This is a genomic window from Azotobacter beijerinckii, assembly GCF_900110885.1.
GTDB classification, from domain to species: Bacteria; Pseudomonadota; Gammaproteobacteria; order Pseudomonadales; family Pseudomonadaceae; genus Azotobacter; species Azotobacter beijerinckii.
Genome location: NZ_FOFJ01000009.1, coordinates 85,953 through 107,518, shown reverse-complemented (window position 1 = coordinate 107,518; position 21,566 = coordinate 85,953). Strand labels below are relative to the sequence as shown.

Here is a 21,566-nt window from a genome sequence, read left to right as displayed (position 1 = left end):
GCTCGGCCGCGGGCAGTTCTTCCAACTCGGCAAGATCCAGCGCATCGAGCACCGGCTCCTCGGCTGACGGGGCCTCCGCCGGTTCTTCGGGCGCCAGCTCGGGGATTTCCGGCTCGACTGCGGGCAGCTCTTCCAGCTCGGCGAGATCCAGCGCATCGAGCGCCGGCGCTTCGGCCGCCAGGGCCTCCGCCGGCTCTTCGGGCGCCGGTTCGAGGTTTTCCGGCTCGACCGCAGGCGGCTCTTCCGGCTCGGCGAGATCCAGCGCATCGAGCCCTGGCGCTTCGGCCGCCAGGGCTTCCGCCGGTTCTTCGGGCGCCGGTTCGGGGATTTCCGACTCGGCCGCAGACAGCTCTTCCAACTCGGCAAGATCCAGCGCATCGAGCACCGGCTCCTCAGACGGCAGGGCCTCCACTGGCACCACGGTCGCCGCGTCCTCGAGCAAGGCCTGCAGCGCGGCTACGCGCTCGGGCTGCGGAATCACCTCCAGGGCGGCGGCAACCTGGTCGAGCATGCCAATCAAGGCCTCGTGGGCGGCCTCGGTTGCGCCGAAGAAGCGCTCGTCGAGCGTCAGACGACCGGCCTGTGCGGCGCAGTACAGGGCCAGCAGCGCCTGGCAGAGCGCGTCGATCTGGGGCAGCTCGGCCTGCCGCGCACTGGCGCCGAGGGTATCCAGCTCGCCGCGCAGCGCGGCGAGTTCCTGCGGCGGCTCCGGATCGCGCCGCCAGCGGCGCAGCAGATCCTCGGCCTCCAGCAGGGTGTCCAGGTCCTCGGCGAGGAAGCGGCCGATCTGCCGAGGATCGCGCACTTCGCCGCTGTCGCCCAGCCAACCTTCCTTGGCCGCCTCGAGGCGCTCCTGGTGCAGCCGCCTGACCTCGGCGAGGAACGCCGGGCTGCCGTCGATGGGCGCCAGCGGCCGGCTGTCCAGCTGCGCCAGACCGCGTTGCAGCAGCTGCGCGGCACGCTGGAGCAGTTCGACCTCGGCGAGATCGATGAGAATCAGGTTGGTCTTGAACTCCTTGACCAGCCGCTCCAGCGGCATGGCGATTTCCGCGATCGGCAGGAGACCGGCCATGTGCGCGCTGCCCTTGAGGGTGTGCAGGGCACGCTGCAAGTCGTCGGTGACTCCCTGCGGCAGCTCTCGGGCGCAGGCGGCGAGGAAGCGGTCGAGGGTCTGCAGATGGCAGATCGCCTCGTTGCGGAAGATTTCCAGCAGTTGCACGTCGAGTTCGTCGGCCGACTCGCCGCTCGCCGACGGCGTCGCGGCACGGGTCTCGACCTCGGCCTCGGCAGATGCGCCGGCCGGCTCCTCGCCCTGGGCCCGGGCGTGGGCGGTGGCCGCCAGGCGGTCGACATCGTCGCGCTGGCGCTGGGCCTTGGCGGCGAACTCCTCGACCAGCGCCGGCATCAGCGCCAGCACGTCGGCCACCACCTGCAGTACCCCGGCGGTCGGCTGGATGCTGCGGTCGAGCACGCGGTTGAGCAGGTTCTCGATGGACCAGGCCAGCTCGCCGATGATCAGCGCGCGCACCATCCGCCCGCTGCCCTTGAGGGTATGGAAGGCGCGCCGGACCTCGATCAGGGCCTCCTTGTTCGCACTGTCGGCGCGCCAGCGGGGGAAGTATTCGCCGAGGGTTTCCAGCACCTCGCCGGCTTCCTCGATGAACACCTCCAGCAGGTCCTCGTCCACCGGCTCCTCGTCGGCCGGCGGCGGCAGCAGGCTGGGCGGCGCCTCGCCGGCCGGTGGATTGATCGCCTGCACAGGGGCGGCCAGAACCTCGGCCAGGGTCGGCGGCGGCGGGGCCGGCGCATCCCCGGCGGGCGGCGGAGACTCGGCTTCGAGCCTCGCGGGCGGCGGCGCGGGAGCCTCCGGCGGCGCAACGGTTTCCGGCAGGGCCGGAAGCTCCGCCACGGCCGGCTCCGGCTCGGCGGGAGCGGCCGGCGCCGGAGTGACGACAGGTGCGGGTGCCGGGGTGTCGCGGTCGAGGATCGAAGGCTTTTCCACCAGCGGATAGCCAAGGCTGGCCAAGCTTTCCTCGGCCACGTCGAGCAGCCGTTCGCTGGCGCTGCCGTGGTCCTCGCTCAGCCGCTCGAGGTAGTACTCGACGCCGGTGATCGCATCGGCCAGGGTGTCCAGGCTCTGCCAGTCGGGTACCACCCGGCCGACCAGCAGCTGCTCCCGGATGTAGCGGTTGCAGACGTCGACCAGCGCGCTCGCACGGGCCAGGGGAATCATCGACAGTCCGCCGCGGACCTGGGTCAGCAGCACCGGCACGCGCTGCAGGTGTTCGTGGTTCCACTGCGAGGCGATGAACTCGATGATCGCGTCCTTGGCCTGCTCCAGGCCGGTACGCGCCTCCTTGATCACCATCTGGTGGATCTGCGCCACGTCGGTGGTGGGCAGCAGGTTCTCCTCGCGGCTGCGCTCCTCGGCGGTGCCGACCATCCCGGCGAGGGTCGCCTCGACGTACAGCAGCGCCCCGGCGACGTCCATCAGCACGGCGTCGCTCGGCGCCTGCTGGCCATGGGCCAGGCCGCGGATCGTCTCGAGCTGGTCGGCGACGATCTTCCGCGGCTGGCCGAAACCGAGCATCCCGAGGGTGTCGCCGACTTGCTTGAGCGGCGCCTGCAAGGCCTCCAGCTCGGCGAGCTGGCGGCGGTCGCTGCGCACGAAGAGATCGAGGCTGTCCTTGACCCGCACCAGCTCCTCGCAGAGGGCGGCGACCACCGAGCGCATCGCGTCGCGGTCCGGGCCGGCCAGGCGCGCGCGCTCCTCGTCCACCACGCCGCTGTCGGGCAGCGCCTCGTCGAGCCGGTAGCGCACCTTCAAGGCCCGCAGGCGCACGCCGCCGGCCGGGGCCTTGGCGGCGTGGAACAGCAGGCTCCTGAGCAGTTCTTCCGGGGCGGGCTGGTTGATCCCGTCGACGCCCTGCTCCACCAGCCGCTTCAACTCCTTCTCGACCTGGCGCAGCAGATCGCGCAGCGCGCCGCTGTGGCCCACGCTGCCGTCGCTCAGGCCCTCGACCAGCGCGGAGGCGATTTCCCACAGGGGGCCGAGCGGCGCCTCCCGGCACAGGCTTTCCAGGCGGGCGAAGACCTTCGCCAGGTAGCCGAGGTTGGTGTTCACGTCCTGGTCGCGGATGACCCCGACCAGCGCAAGCTGCAGCATCTGCCGCAGCTTGCGCAGCAGGACCATGGTTTCGGGGGTGCGCAGCGCGGCCAGCGCCGCCTCCGGGAGCGGCGCCGGGCCGCCCAGGTCCGGCGCGAACAGGCTGGTCTCCGAGAGCAGGGTCTCGCCGCGGGCGATGCGCAGGTCGTTGAGCAGCGGCAGCACCACCAGCGGCAGGTCGCGACGGGCGGTCTGGATCCGCTCGAGGTAGACCGGCAGCTGCAGGATGGCCTGCATCAGCACCTCCAGCGCCTCGCCGCGGTCGCTCACCCGCTCCTCCAGCATGGCCTGGGCGAGCCGCTCCATTTCCTCGGCGAGCAGCGCCGCGCCATAGAACTCGACCATCTGCAGGGTGCCCTGCACCTGATGGATATAGGCCAGGCAGAAGCGTATCCGCGACAGATCCTGCGGGCTCTCGACAAAGGCCTCCAGGGCATGCCGGGCCTGTTTCAGGGTCTCCGCGATCTCGCCCTTGACCCATTCCAGGGCGACATAATCATGCCGATCACCCATAGCGACTCCAGTCAACGTGAATTACCCCCTGCGGGTAAAGGCCAGTACCAGAGGGTCGGCCACCGGCACCAGGTCCGGATGCTGCCAACCGACCACTTCGCCCACCCCGACCACCAGGAGTCCGCCCGGTGCCAGGCGCTCGGCCAGCCGGTTGAGGATCTCGCGGCGCCGCCAGCGACGAAAATAGATCAGCAGGTTCTGGCAAAAAATGACGTCCATGCCGGACATCGGCGCCTTGGCCAGGTCCAGCACGTTGAGCCGGGCGCCGCACACGCGCGACGCCAGCCCCGGCAGAATCCTGTAGCGCCCGTCCGGCTGGGCGATGAAATAACGTTCGCGCAGCGCCGTATCCAGGCGCTCCAGCTTGGCCGCCGGATACAGCCCGCGGCCCAGCCTCTCCAGGGCGCTGCGGCTGATGTCGGTGGCCGTGACGCCGAAGCGCTCGGCCGGGACCGTGAACTCGCCGGCCAGCACTTCCATGGCGGTGATGGCCAGCGAGTAGGGCTCCTCGCCCGTGGAGCAGCCGACGCTCCAGAAGGCCCAGGGGCGCGGCGTCCGCTCCGCGGCCAGGCGAGCGCGCAGATGGCGCGCGAGCAGCGCGAACGATGGCGCATGGCGGAAGAAGCAGGTTTCCTGGACGGTCAGACGATCCAGCAGCTGCAACCACTCCACCGCGCCCCGCGGCCCGTCGACGACCCGCCGGTAGTAGCTGGCGTAGTCGCTCAGCCCCAACTCGCCCATCCGGGCACTCAGGCCGATCTGCAGGAAGCGCCGGCGCTGCTCGTCGAGCACCATGCCGGAACGCTGCTCGAGCAGGCGCTGCCACTCGCGGAACTCGGCCGCGGACATCTCGGCCGAGGTTTTCATCGCCCAGGCATTTCCTGGCTGCATCGCCCGAATCTCGTTCATGCGCACCCGGCGACCCGTGCGGGGCCGCCGCCTCTTTGTCGGTCCGGAGCCGGGCTGGCGGCTCAGAGCGTGTCCGCGGTGTCCGGCAGGGTGAAGCCGGACACCGATTTGCGCATCTCGCTGGCCATCTTGGCCAGGTTGCCGATGCCCATGGCGGTGGCGCTGGTACCGGCGGAGGTCTGCGAGGTGATCTCCTGGATCACGAACATGGTGTTGGAGATGTGGCCGGCCGAGGAGGCCTGCTGGCGCGCCGCGTTGGAAATGTTCTGGATCAGCGCGGCGAGGGTCTTGGATACCCGCTCGATCTCTTCCAGGGCGACCCCGGCGTCCTGCGCCAGGCGAGCCCCGCGGACCACCTCGGTGGTGGTCTGCTCCATGGAGATCACCGCCTCGTTGGTATCGGTCTGAATGGTCTTCACCAGTGCCTCGATCTGCTTGGTCGCCGCCGAGGAACGCTCCGCCAGGCGCTGCACCTCGTCGGCCACCACCGCGAAGCCGCGACCCGCGTCGCCGGCCATCGCCGCCTGGATCGCGGCGTTCAGGGCGAGGATGTTGGTCTGGTCGGCGATGTCGTTGATCAGGCTGACGATGTCGCCGATCTCCTGGGACGATTCGCCGAGGCGCTTGATCCGCTTGGAGGTGTCCTGGATCTGCTCGCGGATGTTGTCCATGCCGGTGATGGTGTTGTGCACCACCTCGTTGCCCTTGTTGGCGATGGCCACCGAGCGCTCCGCCACCGCCGAGGACTCCGCGGCGTTCGCCGACACCTGGTCGATGGACACCGCCATCTCGTTGACCGCCGCCGAGGCGCCGGCGATTTCCTGGGCCTGGTGCTCGGAAGCCTCGGCCAGGTGCATCGCGGTCGACTGGGCTTCCTGGGCGGAACCCGCCACCTGCAGGGCGGTCTGGTTGATGGTCGCCACCAGCTCGCGCAGCTGGTCGATGGAGTAGTTGATGGAGTCGGCGATCGCGCCGGTGAAGTCTTCGGTCACGGTCGCCGCCACGGTCAGGTCGCCGTCGGCGAGGTCGGCGATCTCGTCGAGCAGACGCAGGATCGCCGCCTGGTTGCGCTCGTTCTTCTCCGCGGTTTCCAGCAGGCGCCGGCGGGTACCCTGCACCATGACCAAGGCGATCATGACGATCGCCGCCACCATCAGGATGACCAGCACATAGCCCGCCACGGAGGTCAGCTCGCGCTCGTCGGCCAGCCCTTCGAGGCTGAGGCTCAGGGTCATTGCCTTGTCCAGCAGGACTTGCGCAACGGAGAAGACGGCATTGACCGATTCGTGCACCTGGAGCAGCTCCGGCGAGGCCTCGAGAATCTCGTCCACCGAACCGCTGACGAACTGGAACAGCTCGGCAATCCCGGCCAGACGCTCGAGGACCTTGGGATCGCCGACCTTGGCGATGCCCCGGGCCGGATTGCCGTTACGCATGGCGTTGAGCACGAGGCCGAACTCGCCGGCGTCGTTGCTGAAGCGGTCGGCGGCCTCGATCGCCCCCTTGCCGCCCTCGAGCACCATCCTCACCGAGGCGAGAATCCGCTCGGCCAGCAGCGCCTGGCGCTGGGCCAGCGCCACCTGGGTGGCCGAGGCACCGCCGGCGACCAGGCTCTCGACCACTTTCTCGTATTCGGCCTGCAGTTGCGGCACGGTCTCGGTCAGGGTCATCGCCACCGCATGCAGGGACAGAATGGCCTTCTGGCTGGCCAGAATGGTGGCGCTGTTGGTCTTCAGGGTCTCCCAGTCGACCTGCACCGAGTTCATCGTCTCCTGCACCGAGAAGGGCACCGGCGGCAGGCCGGTCTCCTTGTCGCCGTTCTTCAGGATGTCCCAGCGCTTCTCGAAGTCCATGGTGGACTCCTTGAGCAGGGCGAAGGCCGGACCGTTGCCCGCCGACGCCTCGCCGGCGTTGGTGGCGATGCGCTGGGACAGCACACGCAACTCGCCGGCATGGGTGATGTATTGCTGGTCGTTGAGCGCCTGGGTATTGAGATAGGTGAAGATGGCGAACAGCAGAATGATGGATACGATCAGGATCACGAAGAATCCGGCAAGCCATGCACTGCTGCGCAGGCTCATCCACAGAGTGTCCGTATTGTGTTTTTGCATGCTCCAACCCCCGCCTTACCCTGCAGAACGACGGTCCACTGTACCGCCAATGAGCCGGCCAACGGCCGACCCGACATTGATCGGCGCCCACCAGGAACGCCATTGAGGGCAAGGTTGCGCACCTTGCCGACCGGGCCCGTCCAGCATGGGCCCGGTTTTTCGAAAACGGACGGGCGTCCGGCTCAGTGCCGCGACGCCACGTCGAGAAAGCCGGCGTCCCGTGCCAACGCGTGCGGACTGAACACCAGCCAGGGCTGTTCGCACTGGAACACGCCGAGAATGAACGGCTGGATCGCCGCCTCCAGCGGCGGCAGCCGCTCGGCGAAGGTGTCCACCGGGAAGTGCTGCAGGCCGTAGACCTCGTCGACGATCAGTCCGGCGAACACCTCCTGGCAGTCCACCACCAGCACCCGCCGCTGCTTGCGCAGGGCCGCCGCCTCGCGGCCGAAGAACTCGCACAGGTCCATGATCGGCAGCAGGCGCCCGCGCACGTTGGCGACCCCCCTCACCCAGCTCTTCACGCCGGGCAGCGGGGTGTAGCGCGGTTCGTGCAGCACCTCGCTCACCTCGCCCATGGAGGCGACGAACCGCCGCTCGCCCATGCGAAAACCGATACCGCTCCAGGTCTGGGCCGTTGCCTGCTGGGCAGGCAGCGCTGCCGCCAGCGAGCGGCAGCGCCGATCGATCTCGAGCAGCAGTTGAAAGGGCGTGTCTGCAGGCGACATCCGGTCTGTGCCTTATGAACGGAGACGGGTACGGCGGGCCGGCATCAGCCGGCCAGCACCGCGCTCAGGGTTTTCAGCAGGGTGCCCTCTTCCACCGGCTTGGTCAGGTAGTCGCGGGCGCCCTGGCGCTTGCCCCAGACCCGGTCGGTCTCCTGATCCTTGGTGGTGACGATGATCACCGGGATATGACTGGTCTCCTCGTCCTTGGTCAGCTGGCGGGTCGCCTGGAAGCCGTTCAGACCCGGCATGACGATATCCATCAACACGGCGTCCGGCTTTTCCTGCCGGGCCAGGGCGACGCCGTCGGCACCGTTTTCCGCCTTGAGCACGCTATGCCCGTGTTTCTCGAGCATGGCGGCCAGCTTGTACATCTCGGTCGGCGAATCATCGACAATTAGAATTCGAGCCATGGATTTCCCCATACGGAATAAGGCAGCGCGGCCCTGCGGCCGGCGCTCAGGATGCTTGTTCTACCGGGACGAAATCGGGCACATGGGCCCTGATCGCGCCCAGCAGCTCTTCTTTGCTGAAGGGCTTGGTCAGATATTGGTCGGAGCCGACAATCCGTCCCTTGGCCTTGTCGAACAGACCGTCCTTGGAGGACAGCATGATCACCGGCGTAGACTTGAATGCGCTGTTGTTCTTGATCAAGGCACAGGTCTGATAGCCGTCCAGACGCGGCATCATGATATCGACAAAGATGATCCGCGGATGGCCATCGGCGATCTTGGACAGGGCATCGAAACCGTCCACGGCGGTGATGACCTCGCACCCCACCTTTTTCAGCAGGGTTTCCGCAGTGCGACGAATCGTCTTGGAATCGTCGATCACCATGACCTTCAAACCGTCGGAATGCTGTTCCATATTCGTCTTACCGGGCTCCGCCGAGCCGTTGACCACGCGTTGCTCCCAGGCCATCTGGGATTTACCGGCAAAGGGCCACCCCATCGCCGGGACGTTTTAGCACATTCGCTCCGCATCTAACCGTGCGCTCGCTCAAGGTTTTCTTGACCGAGCGCCGGACCGACGCCAATCTGGGCCCTCTTTTTTGCACCCCGGCCGAATTTCCGGCCGCCTTTCACCCGGAGGACACCCCATGAGCATTCGCCTCGGGATCGTCATGGACCCCATCGCGCAGATCGCCTTCAAGAAGGACAGCTCGCTGGCCATGCTGCAGAGCGCGCAGGCGCGCGGCTGGTCGCTGCACTACATGGAGCCGCAGGACCTCTACCAGCGCGGCAGCGAGGCCCGAGCCCGGATGCGCGCCCTCAAGGTGTTCGACGACCCGGCGCACTGGTTCGAGCTGCAGGAAGAGCACGACGCGCCCCTGGCCGATCTGGACGTGCTGCTGATGCGCAAGGACCCGCCCTTCAACAGCGAGTACGTGTACGCTACCTACCTGCTCGAACTCGCCGAAAAGGCCGGCTGCCTGGTGGTCAACCGCCCGCAGAGCCTGCGCGACTGCAACGAGAAGTTCTTCGCCACCCAGTTCCCGCAGCTCACCCCACCGACCCTGGTGAGCCGTCGCGCCGACATTCTGCGCGAGTTCGCCGCCGAGCACGGTGATGTCATTCTCAAACCACTGGACGAAATGGGCGGGGCCTCGGTGTTTCGCCACCGCCAGGGCGACCCCAACCTGTCGGTGATCCTGGAAGTGCTGACCGAGCACGGCACACGGCAGATCATGGCGCAGCGCTACCTGCCGGCGATCAAGGACGGCGACAAGCGCATCCTGATGGTCGACGGCGAACCCGTCCCCTACTGCCTGGCGCGCATTCCGGCACCCGGCGAGACGCGCGGCAACCTCGCCGCCGGCGGCCGCGGAGTGGCCCAGCCGCTGACCGAGCGCGACCGCGAGATCGCCACCCAGGTGGGTCCGGAGCTGCGCCGGCGCGGCCTGCTGTTCGTCGGTCTCGACGTGATCGGCGAGCACTTGACGGAAATCAACGTCACCAGCCCGACCTGCATCCGTGAGATCGACAACGCCTACGACACGCGCATCGGCGAACGCCTGATGGAAGTGATCGCGCAGAAGCTCGCGGCCCGGGGCTGAGCGGCCGGCAGGGCTGCGAAGCTGCCGCCTGGTTCATAGACTTTTCGCCGCCCCCTCGGCAGACTGCGCGGCAATTCGTAGCCAGCCGAAAAGCCATGACCGCAGCCTTCCCTCCGCCCGCACCCGCCCGCCCCGGCGTCCGTCCCGCGGATCGCCTGGGCCTGACCCTGTTCCTCGCCGCGCTGCTGCACCTGGCCGCGATCTTCGGCCTCGGCTTCGACCTGCCCAGGCAGACCGACGTCAGCAAGACCCTGGACATCACCCTGTCCACCTTCAAGAGCGAGAAAAAGCCCAAGGAAGCCGACTTCCTCGCCCAGGACAACCAGCAGGGCAGCGGCACCCTGGAGCACCAGGCCAAACCCAAGACCACCGAGACGGCGCCCTTCCAGGACACCGCCATCAACCGGGTCTCCCCGCCCGCCGCGGCACCGCCCGCGGCGCCCGAAACGGCGCCGAAGGCGGCCGTGGCGACCCGCCGGCCGCACCCGGAGAAGACCCCGGTCAAGCACGAAGCGACCAAGCCGGCACCGCCCAGCCCGGCGACGCCGACCTTCGACAGCGCCCAGCTGTCCGCCGAGATCGCCAGCCTGGAGGCCGAACTGGCCTACGACGTCCAGCGCTACGCCAAGCGCCCGCGGATCCTTCGCCTTAGCGCGGCCTCGACCATGCGCGACAAGGGCGCCTGGTACAAGGACGAATGGCGCCGCAAGGTCGAGCGGATCGGCAACCTCAACTACCCCGAGGATGCCCGCCGCCGGCAGCTCTACGGCAGCCTGCGCCTGCTGGTGTCGATCAACCGCGACGGCACCCTCCACGAAGTGCAGATCCTGGAGCCCTCCGGCGAGCCCGTGCTGGACCAGGCGGCGCTGCGCATCGTCCGCCTGGCCGCCCCCTACGCGCCCTTCACCGGCGACCTGGCCGACATCGACCGGCTGGAAATCATCCGCACCTGGCGCTTCGAGCGCGGCGACCGGCTGTCGAGCAACTGACGACGGAGGCCAGGCCGGCCGCGCAGGCCCGCCGCGCCACCCTGTGCCACTCTTGAAGCCTGCGCCCCGAAGCTTGAAACTAGGCCGATGAAGATGAACACCACCCCCCACTACCTCAAGCATCACTTCCTGATCGCCATGCCGCACATGGCCGATCCCAATTTCGCGCAGGCCCTCGTCTATCTGGTCGACCACAACGACCAGGGCGCCATGGGCCTGGTGGTCAACCGCCCGAGCGAACTCGACCTCGGCCAGGTGCTCGCCCAACTGAGCCCGGACAGCCCGACGCTCGAGGCGCGCCGCAGCCTGCCGATCTATACCGGCGGGCCGGTGCAGACCGATCGCGGCTTCGTCCTGCATGCGTCCGGCTACCGCTTCCAGGCCACCCTGGAGCTGGACGGGCTGGCGCTGTCCACCTCCCAGGACACGTTGCTGGCGATCGCCGACGGCAGCGGCCCGGCGCGCTGCCTGATCGCCCTCGGCTACGCCGGCTGGGACGCCGGCCAGTTGGAGGCCGAGCTGCTGCAGAACACCTGGCTGACCTGCCCGGCCGATCCCGCGATCCTCTTCGACACCCCGGCGGAGCAGCGTCTGCCCGCCGCCGCCGCCCGTCTGGGCATCAACCTCGCCCTGCTGACCTCCCAGGCCGGCCACGCATGAGCGGGCTGCGCCTGCTGCTCGGCTTCGACTACGGCACCCGGCAGATCGGCGTCGCCGTCGGCCAGGCGATCACCGGCCAGGCCCGCGAACTCTGCGTGCTCAAGGCGCAGGACGGCGTGCCCGACTGGACCCAGGTCGAGAAGCTGATCAAGGAGTGGCAGCCGGACGCCCTGGTCGTCGGCCTGCCGCTGAACATGGACGGCACGCCGAGCGCGATGAGTGCGCGCGCGGAGCGCTTCGCCCGCCGCCTGCACGGCCGCTTCGAACTGCCGGTGCACACCCACGACGAGCGCCTGACCACCTTCGAAGCCAAGGGGCACCGCCTGGCCCAGGGCCAGCGCGACGGCTATCGCCAGCGCCCGGTGGACGCCCTGGCGGCCGCCCTGTTACTGGAAGGCTGGCTGGCGGAACGCCCGGCCGGCTGAAACCGCGGCGCCGCATCCGGCGGCGCACCCAAGGAGACCGCCCATGACCCTGCCCGACCCCGCCGCACTGCTGCCCGGGATGGCCGCCGAACTGACACGCCACCTGCAGGCCCACCACATCGATACGCCGCGCTTCGTCGGCATCCATACCGGCGGCGTCTGGGTCGCCCAAGCGCTGCTGGCGGCCCTCGGCCGCGAGGAGCCGCTGGGCGTGCTCGACGTATCCTTCTACCGCGACGACTTCACCCAGGGCGGCCTGCACCCGCAGGTGCGCCCCTCCACGCTGCCCTTCGAGGTCGAGGGCCAGCACCTGGTGCTGATCGACGACGTACTGATGACCGGCCGCACGGTGCGCGCCGCCCTCAACGAACTGTTCGACTACGGCCGGCCGGCCAGCGTGACCCTGGTCTGCCTGCTCGACCTCGACGCCCGCGAACTGCCGATCCGTCCGGACGTGGTCGGCCAGACCCTGTCGCTCGCCCCCGACGAGCGGGTAAAATTGCTCGGCCCCGCACCGCTCGCCCTCGAGCGCCAGGCCCTTGCCTCCGCCTAACCCAAGAGTCCCTCCGCGATGACGCCGAACGACGCCAAGCGCCCGCTGCAGCTCAACGACCAGGGCCAGCTGCGCCACTTCCTCTCGCTCGACGGCCTGTCCCGCGAGCTGCTGACCGAGATTCTCGACACCGCCGACTCCTTCCTCGAAGTCGGCACCCGCGCGGTGAAGAAGGTCCCGCTGCTGCGCGGCAAGACCGTCTGCAACGTGTTCTTCGAGAACTCCACGCGCACCCGCACCACCTTCGAGATGGCCGCTCAGCGGCTCTCCGCCGACGTGATCACGCTCAACGTGTCGACCTCCTCGACCAGCAAGGGCGAGACCCTCTTCGACACCCTGCGCAACCTCGAGGCGATGGCCGCCGACATGTTCGTCGTCCGCCATGCCGACTCCGGCGCCGCGCACTTCATCGCCGAGCACGTCTGCCCCACCGTGGCGGTGATCAACGGCGGCGACGGCCGCCATGCCCACCCGACCCAGGGCATGCTCGACATGCTGACCATCCGCCGCCACAAGGGCGGCTTCGAGAACCTCTCGGTGGCCATCGTCGGCGACGTCCTGCACTCGCGGGTGGCACGCTCCGACATGCTCGCCCTGCGCACCCTCGGCTGTCCGGACATCCGCGTGATCGGCCCGAAGACCCTGCTGCCGGCGAGTCTCGAGCAGTATGGCGCGCGCGTCTTCCACGACCTGGCCGAGGGCCTGCGGGACGTCGACGTGGTGATCATGCTGCGCCTGCAGCGCGAGCGTATGCAGGGCGGCCTGCTGCCCAGCCAGGGCGAGTTCTACCGCCTCTACGGGCTGAACACCACGCGCCTGGCGCTGGCCAAGCCGGACGCCATCGTCATGCACCCGGGGCCGATCAACCGCGGCGTGGAGATCGAGTCGGCAGTCGCCGACGGCGCCCAGTCGGTGATCCTCAACCAGGTCACCTACGGCATCGCCGTGCGCATGGCGGTGCTGTCCATGGCCATGAGCGGGCAGACCGCGCAGCGCCAGCTCACTTCCGAATCCGCCTCCGAGGAGCCCAATTGATGCGTATCCGTATCCTCGGCGCCCGCGTCATCGACCCGGCCAGCGGTCTCGACCAGGTCGCCGACCTCTACCTGGCCGACGGCCGGATCGCCGCCGTTGGCACGGCGCCGGCCGCCTTCGAGGCCGAGCAGACCCTCGACGCCCGCGGCCTGATCGCCGCGCCCGGCCTGGTCGACCTGTCGGTCGCCCTGCGCGAGCCCGGCTACAGCCGCAAGGGCAACATCGCCAGCGAAACCCGCGCCGCCGCCGCCGGCGGCGTCACCAGCCTGTGCTGCCCGCCGCTGACTAAGCCGGTGCTGGACACCCCGGCGGTGGCCGAGCTGATCCTCGACCGCGCCCGCGAGGCCGGCCACGCCAAGGTCTTCCCGATCGGCGCCCTGAGCCGGGAACTGGCCGGCGAGCAACTGGCCGAACTGGTCGCCCTGCGCGACACCGGCTGCGTCGCCTTCGGCAACGGCCTGGCCAGCTTCGCCAACCACCGCAACCTGCGCCGCGCCCTGGAATACGCCGCCACCTTCGACCTGACCGTGGTGTTCCACTCCCAGGACGCCGCCCTTGCCGAAGACGGCCTTGCCCACGAAGGACCGATGGCCAGCTTCCTGGGCCTGGCGGGCATTCCGGAAACGGCGGAAACCGTGGCCCTGGCCCGCGACCTGCTGCTGGTCGAGCAGGCGGGCGTGCGCGCCCACTTCAGCCAGCTCTCCAGCGCCCGCGGCGCGCAGATGATCGCCGAGGCCCAGACCCGCGGCCTGCCGGTGACCGCCGACGTGGCGCTGTACCAGTTGATCCTCACCGACGAGGCACTGGCCGACTTCTCCAGCCTCTACCACGTGCAGCCGCCGCTGCGTTCGCGCGCCGACCGCGACGGCCTGCGCGAGGCGGTCAAAAACGGCACCATCCAGGCGATCGCTAGCCACCACCAGCCCCACGAGCCGGACGCCAAGCTGGCGCCGTTCGGCGCCACCGAGCCCGGCATCAGCAGCGTCGAACTGCTGCTGCCGCTGGCCCTGAGCCTGGTCCAGGAAGGCGTGCTCGACCTGCCGACCCTGCTCGCCCGCCTCACCCACGGCCCGGCCCAGGCCCTGCGCCTGCCGGCCGGGCGCCTCGCGGCCGGCGCCCCGGCCGACCTGGTGCTGTTCGACCCCGAGGCCTCCACCCTGGCCGGCGAGCACTGGCTGTCCAAGGGCCGCAACTGCCCGTTCATCGGCCACGTCCTGCCCGGCGCGGTGCGCTACACCCTGCTCGACGGGCGGATCAGCTACCAGGCCTGATGGCTGCCTGCGCAGCGCCCGCACGACGAGGCCCGCCAACCGGCGGGCCTCGTCGTGCGGGGATCAATAGCTCTGTTGGGCGTTGCGCAGGGATACCTGCTCGTTCAGCGTCCAGAAATCGTAGAGCACGCCGGCCAGGAACAGGCCGCCGGTCAGCAGGTAGAGCAGGCCGGTGAGCCACTTGCCCTGGTACAGGCGGTGCACGCCGAAGACCCCGAGGAAGGTCAGCAGCAGCCAGGCGACGTTGTAGTCGAGGGGGCCGGCATGGAAGCGCAGATCAGCCTCGCGGTCCATCGACGGAATCAGGAACAGGTCGATCAGCCAGCCGACGCCGAGCAGCCCGAGGGTGAAGAACCAGATCGTCCCGGTCACCGGACGGCCGTAGTAGAAGCGGTGCGCGCCGAGAAAGCCGAAGATCCACAACAGGTAGCCGATGAGCTTGCTGTGGGTATCCTGAATCTGCATGACCAACCTCCCGAAAAGAACCGCAGGATGGGTGCAAACCGCCGCCGCGGCCAGAGCGGCCCGCCCCGTCAGCGTCCACGCCGGCCGGTGTCGTCCTCGCTGGCCTGCAGGCTGAACCCGTCGGCCACGTTGGACAGGTGTGCACCGTCGGTCTCCGACTCCAGCTTGATCATCAGGCGCAGGTCGTTGGCCGAGTCGGCGTGGCGCAGGGCTTCCTCGTAGGTGATCTCGCCCTGGGTGTAGAGCTGGTACAGCGCCTGGTCGAAGGTCTGCATGCCGTGCTCGGTGGAGCGCTTCATCACCGCCTTGAGTTCGTGGACCTCGCCCTTGCGGATCAGGTCGGAGATCAACGGAGTATTGATCAGCACCTCGATCACCGCCCGGCGACCCTTGCCGTCCGGCGTCGGGATCAGTTGCTGGGCGACGATCGCGCGCAGGTTCAGCGACAGGTCCATCCACACCTGGTGGTGACGGTCGGCGGGGAAGAAGTTGATGATCCGGTCGAGCGCCTGGTTGGCATTGTTGGCGTGCAGGGTAGCCAGGCACAGGTGGCCGGTCTCGGCGAAGGCCACCGCGTAGTCCATGGTCTCGCGGGTGCGGATCTCGCCGACCATGATCACGTCCGGCGCCTGGCGCAAGGTGTTCTTCAGCGCCACCTCGAAGGACTCGGTGTCGATGCCCACCTCGCGCTGGGTGACGATGCAGCCCTGGTGCTGGTGGATGAACTCGATCGGGTCCTCGATGGAGATGATGTGGCCGCTGCTGTTCTGGTTGCGATAGCCGATCATCGCCGCCAGCGAGGTGGACTTGCCGGTGCCGGTGGCGCCGACGAACAGCACCAGGCCGCGCTTGGTCATCGACAGCTCGCGCAGCACCTCGGGCAACTGCAGTTCGTCGAAGGTCGGAATGTGCGTCTCGATGCGCCGCAGCACCATCCCCGCCAGGTTGCGCTGGTAGAAGGCGCTGACCCGGAAACGGCCGATGCCGCGAGCGCTGATGGCGAAGTTGCACTCGTGGCTGGCGGCGAACTCGCGGCGCTGCTGCTCGTTCATCACCGAAAACACGGTTTCCCGGGCCTGTTCCGGCGACAGCGGGTTGCGGGTCACCGGCACCAGGCGCCCGTTGAGCTTCATCGACGGCGGCATGCCCGCGGTGATGAACAGATCGGAAGCGCCCTTCTCCATCATCAGGCGCAGCAGCTTTTCGAATTCCATGGTCTCGGTCGCCTGTCGCGCCCCCGGGAGAAACGGCCGCCTGCGGCAGGCCGTTCGCCGGAGGACGCATGGTCTAGAAATTGTCGGGAATCTTCGCCTTCTCGCGGGCCGCCTCGCGAGTGATCGTGCCCTTGGAGAGCAGGTTCTTCAGGCACATGTCGAGGGTCTGCATACCGATCGAGCCGCCGGTCTGGATCGCCGAGTACATCTGCGCCACCTTGTCCTCGCGGATCAGGTTACGGATCGCCGGAGTGCCGATCATGATCTCGTGGGCCGCCACCCGGCCGCCGCCGACCTTCTTCAGCAGGGTCTGGGAAATCACCGACTGCAGCGACTCGGAGAGCATCGAGCGGACCATCGACTTCTCTTCCGCGGGAAACACGTCGACCACCCGGTCGATGGTCTTGGCCGCCGAGGTGGTATGCAGGGTGCCGAACACCAGGTGGCCGGTTTCCGCGGCGGTCAGCGCCAGGCGGATGGTTTCCAGGTCGCGCATCTCGCCCACCAGGATCACGTCCGGGTCCTCGCGCAGTGCCGAACGCAGCGCCGCGGCGAAGCCCAGGGTATCGCGGTGCACCTCGCGCTGGTTGATCAGGCACTTCTTCGACTCGTGGACGAACTCGATCGGGTCCTCGATGGTGAGGATGTGGTGGTGCTTGTTGGCGTTCAGATAGTCGAGCATCGCCGCCAGGGTGGTCGACTTGCCCGAGCCGGTGGGGCCGGTGACCAGCACCAGCCCGCGCGGCACCTCGGTGATCTTCTTGAACACCTCGCCCATCCCCAGGTCGTCCATGCTCAGCACCCGCGACGGAATGGTCCGGAACACCGCGCCGGCCCCGCGGTTCTGGTTGAAGGCGTTGACCCGGAAGCGCGCCACGCCCGGTACCTCGAAGGAGAAGTCGGTCTCGAGGAACTCCTCGTAATCCTTGCGCTGCTTGTCGTTCATGATGTCGTAGATCAGCGCGTGCACCTGCTTGTGATCCATCGGCGGCAGGTTGATCCGGCGCACATCGCCGTCGACGCGGATCATCGGCGGCAGACCGGAAGAGAGGTGCAGGTCCGACGCACCCTGCTTGGCGCTGAAGGCGAGCAGCTCGGTAATGTCCATGGGGGTCCCCAATCACAAACAAGCGGGTAGAATGCCGCGACAACCGGCGGCCCGGGCAGGAAACGGCACAAATGTCCACGATCCCAGAGAGTGTTGCAAAGGTTCGCGCGCGTATCCGTGAGGCGGCGCAAGCTTCCGGGCGCGATCCGCAGGACGTGCAGCTGCTGGCCGTGAGCAAGACCCAGCCGGCGAGCGCCCTGCGCGAGGCCTTCGCCTGCGGCCAGCGCGACTTCGGCGAGAACTACCTGCAGGAGGCCCTAGCCAAGCAGGCCGAACTGGGCGACCTGGAGCTGACCTGGCATTTCATCGGGCCGATCCAGTCCAACAAGACCCGCGCCCTCGCCGAGCACTTCGCCTGGGTCCACTCGGTGGACCGCCTGAAGATCGCCCAGCGTCTCTCCGAGCAGCGCCCGGCGCGGCTGCCGCCGCTGAACCTCTGCCTGCAGGTCAACGTCAGCGGCGAGGCCAGCAAGTCCGGCTGCGCCCCCGCGGAGCTGGCGGCGCTCGCCGGCGCCGTGGCGGAGCTGCCCAACCTGCGCCTGCGCGGGCTGATGGCGATTCCCGAACCGACCGACGACCCAGCCGCCCAGCGCGCCGCCTTCGCCCGCCTGCGCGAGTTGAAGGAAAAGCTCGGCCTCGATCTCGACACCCTCTCCATGGGCATGAGCCACGACCTGGAGGCCGCCATCGCCGAAGGCGCCACCTGGGTGCGCATCGGCACCGCCCTGTTCGGCGCCCGCGACTACGGGCAGCCTCCCCGCTAGATAAAGGAAAGTCTCCCATGAGTGACACCCGCATCGCCTTCATCGGCGCCGGCAACATGGCCGCCAGCCTGATCGGCGGGCTTCGCGCCCAGGGCGTGCCGGCCGCTGCGATCCGTGCCAGCGACCCGGGCGCCGAACAGCGCGCCCTCATCGCCGCCGAGCACGGCATCGAGCTGTTCGCCGACAACGCCGAGGCCGTCGCCGGTGCCGAGGTGGTGGTGCTGGCAGTCAAACCGCAGGTGATGAAGGCGGTCTGCCAGGCGCTCGCCGCCCATCTGCGCCCGGAGCAGCTGATCGTCTCCATCGCCGCCGGCATCGGCTGCGCCAGCCTCGAAGCCTGGCTGGGCGAGCGGCCCGTGGTGCGCTGCATGCCGAACACGCCGGCGCTGCTGCGCCAGGGCGTCAGCGGCCTGTTCGCCAACGCCCGGGTATCCGCCGCCCAGCGCCAGCAGGCCGAACAGCTGCTGGGCGCGGTCGGCCTGGCCCTGTGGCTCGACGAGGAACGCCTGCTGGATGCCGTCACCGCGGTGTCCGGCAGCGGCCCGGCGTACTTCTTCCTGCTCATGGAGGCCATGACCGCCGCCGGCGAGCAGCTCGGTCTGCCGCGCGACACCGCCGCCCAACTGACCCTGCAGACCGCCCTCGGCGCCGCACGCATGGCCACCGAAAGCGGCGTCGACGCCGCCGAACTGCGCCGCCGGGTGACCTCGCCGAACGGCACCACCGAAGCGGCGATCAACGCCTTCCAGGCCGGCGGCTTCGAAGCCCTGGTGCAGCAGGCGCTGGCCGCCGCCGCCCGGCGCTCCGCCGAACTGGCCGAACAGCTGGGCCGATAACCAGGAGCCATTCCCGAATGAACGGATTGAACACCGCGATCGTCTACATCGTGCAGAGCCTCGGCAGCCTCTACCTGCTGATCGTCCTGCTGCGCTTCATCCTCCAGTTGGTCCGCGCCGACTTCTACAACCCCCTCAGCCAGTTCGTGGTCAAGGCCACCCAGCCGCTGCTCAAGCCGCTGCGGCGGATCGTTCCCGGCTTCGGCGGGCTGGACCTCGCCTCCCTGGTGCTGGCCATCCTGGTCCAGCTGGCGCTGATGATCGGCGTCCTGCTGCTGATGGGCTACGGCGTCGGCGGCTACCTGCTGCCGCTCTTGATCTGGTCGGCGATCGGCGTCGCCTCGCTGTTCCTCAAGGTGTTCTTCTTCGCCCTGATCGTCAGCGTGATCCTTTCCTGGGTCGCCCCCGGCAGCTACAACCCGGCCGCGCAACTGGTCAACCAGATCTGCGAACCCCTGCTCGCGCCGCTCCGCCGCATCCTGCCGAACCTCGGCGGGCTGGACATCTCGCCGATCTTCGCCTTCATCGCGCTGAACCTGCTCGACATGCTGGTGATCAACAACCTCGCCGCCATGACCGGCATGCCGCGCGCGCTCAGCCCCTTCCTCTGATGAGCTGGTACCGCTGGGACGGCGAGGACCTGATCCTCGCCTGCCACCTGCAGCCCAAGGCCAGCAAGGACGAATTCGCCGGGCTGCACGGCGAGCGCCTGAAGATCCGCCTCACCGCCCCGCCGGTGGAGGGCAAGGCCAACGCCCACCTGCTGGCCTTCCTCGCCGGCGCCTTCGGCGTGCCGAAGAGCCAGGTGAGCCTGGAAAGCGGCGAACTGAATCGCCAGAAGCGGGTGCGCATCCGCCAGCCCCGGCAGTTGCCCGAGCTGCCCGGCCTCGCCCCGCGGCCGGGCGCCTGAGCCGCGGCGGCCGCGCGCTTGCCGCCGCTGTCAGCGCTCTTTAGACTGGCGCCTCTTTTTTGCGACAGCAGAGGCCTGCATTGGCTTTTCCCGAAGATTCCGTCGGCCTGGTCCGCCCGCAGATGCTGCATTTCAGCGAACCGCTGACGCTCGCCTGCGGGCGCAGTCTGAGCGACTACGAACTGGTCTATGAAACCTACGGCGAACTCAACGCGGCGCGCAGCAACGCGGTGCTGATCTGTCACGCCCTGTCCGGCCATCACCATGCCGCCGGCTACCACAGCCCCGAGGATCGCAAACCCGGCTGGTGGGACAGCAGCATCGGTCCCGGCAAGCCCATCGACACCCGCAAGTTCTTCGTCGTCAGCCTGAACAACCTCGGCGGCTGCAACGGCTCGACCGGCCCCGGCAGCCTCAACCCGGCGACCGCCCGCCCCTACGGCGCGGACTTCCCGGTGGTGACGGTGGAAGACTGGGTGCACAGCCAGGCACGCCTGGCCGATGCCCTGGGCATCCAGCAGTGGGCCGCGGTGGTCGGCGGCAGCCTCGGCGGCATGCAGGCCCTGCAGTGGACCATCAGCTATCCCGAGCGGGTCCGCCATTGCCTGGCGATCGCCACGGCCCCCAAGCTGTCGGCGCAGAACATCGCCTTCAACGAGGTGGCGCGCCAGGCGATCCTCTCCGACCCGGACTTCCACGGCGGACACTTCCAGGAACGCGGGGTGATCCCCAAGCGCGGCCTGATGCTGGCACGCATGGTCGGCCACATCACCTACCTGTCGGACGATGCGATGGGCGAGAAATTCGGCCGCGAGCTGAAGACCGACCAGCTCAACTACGACTTCCACAGCGTCGAGTTCCAGGTGGAGGGCTACCTGCGCTACCAGGGCGAGGAGTTCTCCGGGCGCTTCGACGCCAACACCTACCTGCTGATGACCAAGGCGCTGGACTACTTCGACCCCGCCGCCGCCCACGGCGACGATCTGGCCAGGACCCTGGCGGCGGCCCGGGCCGACTTCTGCCTGATGTCCTTCACCACCGACTGGCGCTTCTCGCCGGCCCGCTCGCGGGAGATCGTCGACGCGCTGATCGCTGCCGGCAAGAACGTCAGCTACCTGGAAATCGATGCACCGCAGGGCCACGACGCCTTTCTCATGCCGATTCCCCGCTACCTGCAGGGATTTCGCAGCTACATGAACCGAATCGCGCTGTGAGGCGACCATGAGAGCCGACCTGGACATCATCCAAGAGTGGATTCCCGCCGGCAGCCGGGTGCTCGACCTCGGCTGCGGCGACGGCGAACTGCTGGCCTGGCTGGGCGAACACAAGCGAGTCAGCGGCTACGGCCTGGAGATCGACCCGCAGAACATCGCCGCCTGCCTCGACAAGGGCATCAACGTAATCGAGCAGGACCTCGACAAGGGCCTCGGCAACCTCGCCAGCGACAGCTTCGACGTGGTGGTGATGACCCAGGCGCTGCAGGCCGTGCACTACCCGGACCGCATCCTCGAGGAGATGCTGCGGGTCGGCCGCACCTGCATCATCACCTTTCCCAACTTCGGGCACTGGCGCTGCCGCTGGGATCTGGCGAGCAAGGGGCGGATGCCGGTTTCCGAGTTCCTGCCCTACACCTGGTACAACACGCCGAACATCCACTTCTGCACCTTCAAGGACTTCGAGGCGCTCTGCCGCGAACGCCAGGTGCGCGTGCTGCAGCGCCTGGCCGTAGACCGCGAGCACCGGCATGGCCTGGCCAGCCGCCTGTGGCCTAATCTGTTAGGTGAAATCGGCATCTACCATGTCAGCCGCTAGCGGCCCCGTGCGACCGAAGGTCCCACCGCCGGGGGCGCCACGACATG

At 68.6% G+C, this 21,566-nt stretch carries 22 protein-coding genes; 13 read left to right on the top strand and 9 right to left on the bottom strand.

Annotated features, from left to right (window positions below; genetic code table 11):
• From BMY22_RS07035 to pilG, 6 genes are all read right to left on the bottom strand, one after another.
• Positions 1 to 3,679 (bottom strand): FimL-related protein (locus BMY22_RS07035; protein ID WP_208599241.1); only part of this gene is annotated, 3,679 nt, incomplete at its 3' end.
• Between the two features lie 21 nt (positions 3,680 to 3,700).
• A complete protein-coding gene (locus BMY22_RS07030; protein WP_090620733.1) occupies positions 3,701 to 4,570 on the bottom strand; it encodes a CheR family methyltransferase in 870 nt (289 codons plus the stop codon).
• Between the two features lie 80 nt (positions 4,571 to 4,650).
• A complete protein-coding gene (locus tag BMY22_RS07025; protein WP_090620677.1) occupies positions 4,651 to 6,699 on the bottom strand; it encodes a methyl-accepting chemotaxis protein in 2,049 nt (682 codons plus the stop codon).
• 182 nt (positions 6,700 to 6,881) lie between these two features.
• A complete protein-coding gene (locus tag BMY22_RS07020) occupies positions 6,882 to 7,424 on the bottom strand; it encodes a chemotaxis protein CheW (protein ID WP_090620675.1) in 543 nt (180 codons plus the stop codon).
• Positions 7,425 to 7,468: 44 nt separating this feature from the next.
• Positions 7,469 to 7,834 (bottom strand): twitching motility response regulator PilH, encoded by a 366-nt coding sequence (gene pilH / locus BMY22_RS07015; protein WP_090620674.1) that lies wholly within the window; start codon positions 7,832 to 7,834, stop codon positions 7,469 to 7,471.
• A gap of 46 nt (positions 7,835 to 7,880) precedes the next feature.
• Positions 7,881 to 8,288, bottom strand: coding sequence for a twitching motility response regulator PilG (gene pilG, locus BMY22_RS07010; protein WP_090620731.1), 408 nt, complete (start codon positions 8,286 to 8,288; stop codon positions 7,881 to 7,883).
• A gap of 232 nt (positions 8,289 to 8,520) precedes the next feature.
• On the opposite strand from pilG, the gene gshB reads away from it, so the two are divergent.
• The 7 genes from gshB (at position 8,521) to BMY22_RS06975 (ending at position 14,410) form a co-directional block, all read left to right on the top strand.
• Positions 8,521 to 9,477: a glutathione synthase gene (gene gshB / locus BMY22_RS07005; protein ID WP_090620672.1), complete on the top strand. Its 957-nt coding sequence runs from the start codon at positions 8,521 to 8,523 to the stop codon at positions 9,475 to 9,477.
• Positions 9,478 to 9,572: 95 nt separating this feature from the next.
• Positions 9,573 to 10,466, top strand: a complete 894-nt coding sequence (locus tag BMY22_RS07000; RefSeq protein ID WP_090620670.1) for an energy transducer TonB — start codon at positions 9,573 to 9,575, stop codon at positions 10,464 to 10,466.
• Between the two features lie 93 nt (positions 10,467 to 10,559).
• Positions 10,560 to 11,126, top strand: coding sequence for a YqgE/AlgH family protein (locus BMY22_RS06995; protein WP_425265962.1), 567 nt, complete (start codon positions 10,560 to 10,562; stop codon positions 11,124 to 11,126).
• Complete coding sequence (gene ruvX, locus BMY22_RS06990; RefSeq protein ID WP_090620667.1) at positions 11,123 to 11,551, top strand: Holliday junction resolvase RuvX; 429 nt, start codon at positions 11,123 to 11,125, stop codon at positions 11,549 to 11,551. Before BMY22_RS06995 ends, ruvX begins: the two co-directional genes overlap by 4 nt.
• Before the next feature lie 43 nt (positions 11,552 to 11,594).
• Positions 11,595 to 12,104 (top strand): bifunctional pyr operon transcriptional regulator/uracil phosphoribosyltransferase PyrR, encoded by a 510-nt coding sequence (gene pyrR / locus BMY22_RS06985; RefSeq protein ID WP_090620665.1) that lies wholly within the window; start codon positions 11,595 to 11,597, stop codon positions 12,102 to 12,104.
• A gap of 18 nt (positions 12,105 to 12,122) precedes the next feature.
• Positions 12,123 to 13,139, top strand: a complete 1,017-nt coding sequence (locus tag BMY22_RS06980) for an aspartate carbamoyltransferase catalytic subunit (RefSeq protein ID WP_090620663.1) — start codon at positions 12,123 to 12,125, stop codon at positions 13,137 to 13,139.
• Positions 13,139 to 14,410: a dihydroorotase gene (locus BMY22_RS06975; RefSeq protein WP_090620661.1), complete on the top strand. Its 1,272-nt coding sequence runs from the start codon at positions 13,139 to 13,141 to the stop codon at positions 14,408 to 14,410. Before BMY22_RS06980 ends, BMY22_RS06975 begins: the two co-directional genes overlap by 1 nt.
• 63 nt (positions 14,411 to 14,473) lie before the next feature.
• Here BMY22_RS06975 and BMY22_RS06970 read toward each other — a convergent pair whose 3' ends face one another.
• The 3 genes from BMY22_RS06970 to BMY22_RS06960 form a co-directional block, all read right to left on the bottom strand.
• Positions 14,474 to 14,875 carry a TM2 domain-containing protein gene (locus BMY22_RS06970; protein ID WP_090620659.1) on the bottom strand — a complete coding sequence of 134 codons (402 nt, stop codon included), beginning with the start codon at positions 14,873 to 14,875 and terminating at the stop codon, positions 14,474 to 14,476.
• A gap of 68 nt (positions 14,876 to 14,943) precedes the next feature.
• Positions 14,944 to 16,089, bottom strand: a complete 1,146-nt coding sequence (locus tag BMY22_RS06965; protein ID WP_090620657.1) for a PilT/PilU family type 4a pilus ATPase — start codon at positions 16,087 to 16,089, stop codon at positions 14,944 to 14,946.
• 73 nt (positions 16,090 to 16,162) lie between these two features.
• Positions 16,163 to 17,197 carry a type IV pilus twitching motility protein PilT gene (locus tag BMY22_RS06960; protein ID WP_090620656.1) on the bottom strand — a complete coding sequence of 345 codons (1,035 nt, stop codon included), beginning with the start codon at positions 17,195 to 17,197 and terminating at the stop codon, positions 16,163 to 16,165.
• A gap of 71 nt (positions 17,198 to 17,268) precedes the next feature.
• Here BMY22_RS06960 and BMY22_RS06955 point away from each other — a divergent pair, with 71 nt between their 5' ends.
• The 6 genes from BMY22_RS06955 (at position 17,269) to metW (ending at position 21,519) form a co-directional block, all read left to right on the top strand.
• Positions 17,269 to 17,961 carry a YggS family pyridoxal phosphate-dependent enzyme gene (locus BMY22_RS06955; RefSeq protein ID WP_090620654.1) on the top strand — a complete coding sequence of 231 codons (693 nt, stop codon included), beginning with the start codon at positions 17,269 to 17,271 and terminating at the stop codon, positions 17,959 to 17,961.
• A 17-nt stretch (positions 17,962 to 17,978) separates the two neighbouring features.
• Entirely contained in the window at positions 17,979 to 18,797 is an 819-nt protein-coding gene (proC, locus tag BMY22_RS06950; RefSeq protein ID WP_090620652.1) for a pyrroline-5-carboxylate reductase, read from the top strand.
• Between the two features lie 17 nt (positions 18,798 to 18,814).
• Positions 18,815 to 19,408: a YggT family protein gene (locus tag BMY22_RS06945; RefSeq protein ID WP_090620650.1), complete on the top strand. Its 594-nt coding sequence runs from the start codon at positions 18,815 to 18,817 to the stop codon at positions 19,406 to 19,408.
• Positions 19,408 to 19,707 carry a DUF167 domain-containing protein gene (locus BMY22_RS06940; RefSeq protein ID WP_090620648.1) on the top strand — a complete coding sequence of 100 codons (300 nt, stop codon included), beginning with the start codon at positions 19,408 to 19,410 and terminating at the stop codon, positions 19,705 to 19,707. The genes BMY22_RS06945 and BMY22_RS06940 overlap by 1 nt, the downstream gene beginning before the upstream one ends.
• Positions 19,708 to 19,787: 80 nt before the next feature.
• Positions 19,788 to 20,921: a homoserine O-succinyltransferase MetX gene (gene metX / locus BMY22_RS06935; protein ID WP_279626350.1), complete on the top strand. Its 1,134-nt coding sequence runs from the start codon at positions 19,788 to 19,790 to the stop codon at positions 20,919 to 20,921.
• Between the two features lie 7 nt (positions 20,922 to 20,928).
• Positions 20,929 to 21,519 (top strand): methionine biosynthesis protein MetW, encoded by a 591-nt coding sequence (gene metW / locus BMY22_RS06930; RefSeq protein ID WP_090620646.1) that lies wholly within the window; start codon positions 20,929 to 20,931, stop codon positions 21,517 to 21,519.
• Positions 21,520 to 21,566 lie beyond the last annotated feature (47 nt).

Excerpts from the sequence above, each read along its gene's own strand:
- BMY22_RS07030 (WP_090620733.1), bottom strand. The coding sequence starts at position 4,570 with ATGCAGCCAGGAAATGCCTGGGCGATGAAAACCTCGGCCGAGATGTCC.
- BMY22_RS07025 (WP_090620677.1), bottom strand. The coding sequence starts at position 6,699 with ATGCAAAAACACAATACGGACACTCTGTGGATGAGCCTGCGCAGCAGT.
- BMY22_RS07020 (WP_090620675.1), bottom strand. The coding sequence starts at position 7,424 with ATGTCGCCTGCAGACACGCCCTTTCAACTGCTGCTCGAGATCGATCGG.
- pilH (WP_090620674.1), bottom strand. The coding sequence starts at position 7,834 with ATGGCTCGAATTCTAATTGTCGATGATTCGCCGACCGAGATGTACAAG.
- pilG (WP_090620731.1), bottom strand. The coding sequence starts at position 8,288 with ATGGAACAGCATTCCGACGGTTTGAAGGTCATGGTGATCGACGATTCC.
- gshB (WP_090620672.1), top strand. The coding sequence starts at position 8,521 with ATGAGCATTCGCCTCGGGATCGTCATGGACCCCATCGCGCAGATCGCC.
- BMY22_RS07000 (WP_090620670.1), top strand. The coding sequence starts at position 9,573 with ATGACCGCAGCCTTCCCTCCGCCCGCACCCGCCCGCCCCGGCGTCCGT.
- BMY22_RS06995 (WP_425265962.1), top strand. The coding sequence starts at position 10,560 with ATGAACACCACCCCCCACTACCTCAAGCATCACTTCCTGATCGCCATG.
- ruvX (WP_090620667.1), top strand. The coding sequence starts at position 11,123 with ATGAGCGGGCTGCGCCTGCTGCTCGGCTTCGACTACGGCACCCGGCAG.
- pyrR (WP_090620665.1), top strand. The coding sequence starts at position 11,595 with ATGACCCTGCCCGACCCCGCCGCACTGCTGCCCGGGATGGCCGCCGAA.
- BMY22_RS06980 (WP_090620663.1), top strand. The coding sequence starts at position 12,123 with ATGACGCCGAACGACGCCAAGCGCCCGCTGCAGCTCAACGACCAGGGC.
- BMY22_RS06975 (WP_090620661.1), top strand. The coding sequence starts at position 13,139 with ATGCGTATCCGTATCCTCGGCGCCCGCGTCATCGACCCGGCCAGCGGT.
- BMY22_RS06970 (WP_090620659.1), bottom strand. The coding sequence starts at position 14,875 with ATGCAGATTCAGGATACCCACAGCAAGCTCATCGGCTACCTGTTGTGG.
- BMY22_RS06965 (WP_090620657.1), bottom strand. The coding sequence starts at position 16,089 with ATGGAATTCGAAAAGCTGCTGCGCCTGATGATGGAGAAGGGCGCTTCC.
- BMY22_RS06960 (WP_090620656.1), bottom strand. The coding sequence starts at position 17,197 with ATGGACATTACCGAGCTGCTCGCCTTCAGCGCCAAGCAGGGTGCGTCG.
- BMY22_RS06955 (WP_090620654.1), top strand. The coding sequence starts at position 17,269 with ATGTCCACGATCCCAGAGAGTGTTGCAAAGGTTCGCGCGCGTATCCGT.
- proC (WP_090620652.1), top strand. The coding sequence starts at position 17,979 with ATGAGTGACACCCGCATCGCCTTCATCGGCGCCGGCAACATGGCCGCC.
- BMY22_RS06945 (WP_090620650.1), top strand. The coding sequence starts at position 18,815 with ATGAACGGATTGAACACCGCGATCGTCTACATCGTGCAGAGCCTCGGC.
- BMY22_RS06940 (WP_090620648.1), top strand. The coding sequence starts at position 19,408 with ATGAGCTGGTACCGCTGGGACGGCGAGGACCTGATCCTCGCCTGCCAC.
- metW (WP_090620646.1), top strand. The coding sequence starts at position 20,929 with ATGAGAGCCGACCTGGACATCATCCAAGAGTGGATTCCCGCCGGCAGC.